A 2,714-nucleotide genomic window follows, 5' to 3' on the forward strand; every position below is an offset into this window, starting at 1 on the left:
GCTTCACCGGGGGAACAGGATGCACACACCCGACACGTCGGAACGGCGTGGCGACCTTAAAGCGACGGCATCAGCCGGCGCGGTGAAGGCGTTCCGGACGGCACGGCCGGAGAAGCCGCAGCCTTTGACCTTAGCCATCAGACCCTAGCGTCAGCCCGAAACCCGGAGGGGTTCGGCGGAGCCCGGCGGGTGCGCAGCAGCCGCCCTGGCGGAGTGGGGCTCGACGACCGGACAGCAACGCTGGCCGGGAGCCGAAGGGGGCCATCGCCCTGCCCTGTTTTCAGGTTATGGCCACGGAGCTGCAGCTGAGAAAGTTAACCAGCAGGACGCCGTATATGACGCCCGGAATGAAGAACACAGGGAAAACCAGGCTGATGCCAGGCACAGGCAGGTAACTCATGGCGCTCTGACTTCAGCAAAATCAGGCGGGAAAGGCTGGAGTGTGGACAAGGCGGAGGGAGCAGAGGGGCAGCGCCGAAGGCGCGTCCCCCTTCCCCCGTTCCCCGCAGGGGAACAGCCCTTCCCGGAAGTTCAGGCGTGCGGTCGCGTCAGGAAGGAAAAAGGGGCTACCGGTAAACCGGCAACCCCTTCATAAAGGCGCTTCAGGCATGTCCACACAGTCTCAGCCCCTGAATGGCGGGGGTTTCCCCCCGCCGGGGTTAGCTACTTAGCGGATTCGTAAGCCATAAAAGCTGCCACCTCCCTGTCCGTGTCCCTGTATCGGATTTCGCAGAGCGATTTCCGTGTCAGGTAAGTGAATATCAGCAGTGTGAGACACACTATTAATACGCACCAGAGCAGGGTGTTTCGTGGCAGTTTCATGGCCTTCTTCTCCTTGCCTTGCGGCATCTAAGAGGCTATCCTGATGTTGTCTAGGCATACAGGTGGCCTCGTGGGTTAATGAAAATTAACTACGGGGCTTTCTGCTTTCTGCCACACAACCGGTAACAAACCACCTTCTCGTCATGAGGCAAAAAGCCTCAAGCGCCATCGCCATTATATCCCGTCGTCGATCATCTGCCCAGGAATAACAGTCTGAAAACTGTATAAATCCTCATCATTTTTCCGCGTCATTTAGCCACTGCAATCCCCAGCGCCTCACGAATATCAGCGGCTCGCTGTTCGCTTCCGGCGGCTACGCCGGCGTTATAGACAAGGCTGATCAACGCCTGCAACATTTCCCAGTCATCCCGCTCCAGCCGGGCATCAAGGCGGTACAGGATCTTCCCGCTTTCAGCATGCCGGAACACGGTTCCTGTCTCTTTTTTGTCGAACCTGCGGCTGATAATGCTCAATAGCCCTCCCGGTTATCCGTACCTTCTGACCACTCGCGGATCTGGTCTTCGAGCGCCTCAAGATGCCTGTCTATACTCTCAGCCAGCTGCTCGCTTTCGGTTTCCAGCCAGCCACTGAGTCCGTCCCACTCGCAGCACATCTCTTTCAGCTTTGCCGACATGGTACGGAGCTTGTTACGCTGGCTGCGCGCGACTTTCAGCTCCGTCTTGCAGGGGTTATTTCTCATTCTGCCCCCTGCTGATACCGCAGCTTGTTCGGCACCTGCCAGCGCTCAGCAGTACGGACAGATCCCGGAGTCTCCCGCACGATAAACGGGATTTCGTACATCACTGCATACAGCGGCTCGCCGCTGATGCGAAGCCAGTCAAGTTCCTTCAGCGACGTGAACCGCGACTGCCAGCGCCAGAACGGTCCGGCAAGCTCTGCCGCGTCAAACTCGTCGCTCCACCGGGTGTACCAGGTGCAGACGGTTTCCGGTGACTGAAAATTCAGGTCGATTTTCGCCTGCTCCAGCAGGTTCTGGCGCAGTTTCCAGCGCTGTTCGTACTCGCGGGACTGGCGGCGCAGCTGGCGCGTGGTCTTAATGCCGGACCTGTGCAGCCGTCGACCCGTGCGGGTGTGCATGACTTCAGGAAACAGTTCGGCCTGAACGTCAATCGTGAGCGGCAGCGGGCAGGCTTCGCCACTGGTGGCGATCATGGTGTTAAGCGCCTCCTCGACCTGTTTCAGGTTCGAATGACGGTTATTTGGCACCCAGTGCAGGCCAGGTATTTTATTGGCCACCGTGGCGTTGAGACGTCCGCTGCCCGTGAGCAAGCGAAGAAAGGTACGCACATACGGCATGGCGGGCAGTCGTGCGCCGCGTTCGCGGGCAGACTCAACATGGCTGATAGCCTGAATTGCAGCCTGACGGGCGGGCTTCAGGGAAACGAGCGCGTGTGAGGACGGGATCATGCTGTCACCTCCTCGCTCATCAGGTTCACCACGGTGCTGGCTGTGCAGTTGAAGCGGCGCATACCTGCCAGCTGCGCGATCAGCTGGTTTATCCTGTCAGGCTGGAGCGTGTCGCTCTGGTAAAGGGTACGCACCACTTCACCGCCGGAGGAGAGCAGCACCAGAAGCCAGTAAGGTGAGACTTCGCCGGGGCTGCACACGCACAGATGCCAGTCATCGCTGCCGTCCGCGCTGAAGCGGCACTGGACGGGGAAGAAGCCGCCGAACTCGGTGCGGAACTCGGCGCAGACGCACCATCCTTCAGGTGTCGACAGAAGGCCGGTCACGGCATCGCTGAGGGCGCGGCGCGCGTCCTCGCCCTGCTGACGGATAAACTCCAGGTCGGATGCGGTCAGGGTGTTGATTCGGTTCAGGTCATATTGCATGGTCATGTCTGTTCCCGCCGCCCGAAGGCGGCGGCCTCC

Annotated in this window: 5 protein-coding genes and 1 pseudogene; all 6 read right to left on the reverse strand. The window is 59.9% G+C overall.

Features of this window, described 5'->3' with window-relative positions; translation table 11 throughout:
• Positions 1-663: 663 nt before the first annotated feature.
• Entirely contained in the window at positions 664-783 is a 120-nt protein-coding gene (locus SPH27_RS22955) for a type I toxin-antitoxin system Hok family toxin (RefSeq protein ID WP_223230179.1), read from the reverse strand.
• Positions 731-880: pseudogene (locus tag SPH27_RS22960) on the reverse strand (DUF5431 family protein); the annotation flags it as partial. The gene SPH27_RS22955 and the pseudogene SPH27_RS22960, both read right to left, overlap by 53 nt.
• 190 nt (positions 881-1,070) lie before the next feature.
• Positions 1,071-1,295: a hypothetical protein gene (locus tag SPH27_RS22965; RefSeq protein WP_237848195.1), complete on the reverse strand. Its 225-nt coding sequence runs from the start codon at positions 1,293-1,295 to the stop codon at positions 1,071-1,073.
• On the reverse strand, positions 1,292-1,522 hold the full coding sequence (locus tag SPH27_RS22970; protein WP_032641239.1) for a hypothetical protein: 231 nt from the start codon (positions 1,520-1,522) through the stop codon (positions 1,292-1,294). Before SPH27_RS22970 ends, SPH27_RS22965 begins: the two co-directional genes overlap by 4 nt.
• Positions 1,519-2,250: a plasmid SOS inhibition protein A gene (locus SPH27_RS22975; protein WP_275148236.1), complete on the reverse strand. Its 732-nt coding sequence runs from the start codon at positions 2,248-2,250 to the stop codon at positions 1,519-1,521. The genes SPH27_RS22970 and SPH27_RS22975 overlap by 4 nt, the downstream gene beginning before the upstream one ends.
• Positions 2,247-2,714: conjugation system SOS inhibitor PsiB (psiB, locus tag SPH27_RS22980; protein ID WP_322435923.1), on the reverse strand; the 468-nt coding region annotated here is incomplete at its 5' end. The genes psiB and SPH27_RS22975, both read right to left, overlap by 4 nt.

The sequence above is a fragment of the Enterobacter sp. A103 genome (genome assembly GCF_034427535.1).
In the GTDB taxonomy this organism is placed as follows: domain Bacteria; phylum Pseudomonadota; class Gammaproteobacteria; order Enterobacterales; family Enterobacteriaceae; genus Enterobacter; species Enterobacter asburiae_B.

What these genes read in the sequence shown, in the direction of transcription:
- SPH27_RS22975 (WP_275148236.1), bottom strand. Translation starts at nt 2,250, where the DNA reads ATGATCCCGTCCTCACACGCGCTCGTTTCCCTGAAGCCCGCCCGTCAG.
- SPH27_RS22970 (WP_032641239.1), bottom strand. Translation starts at nt 1,522, where the DNA reads ATGAGAAATAACCCCTGCAAGACGGAGCTGAAAGTCGCGCGCAGCCAG.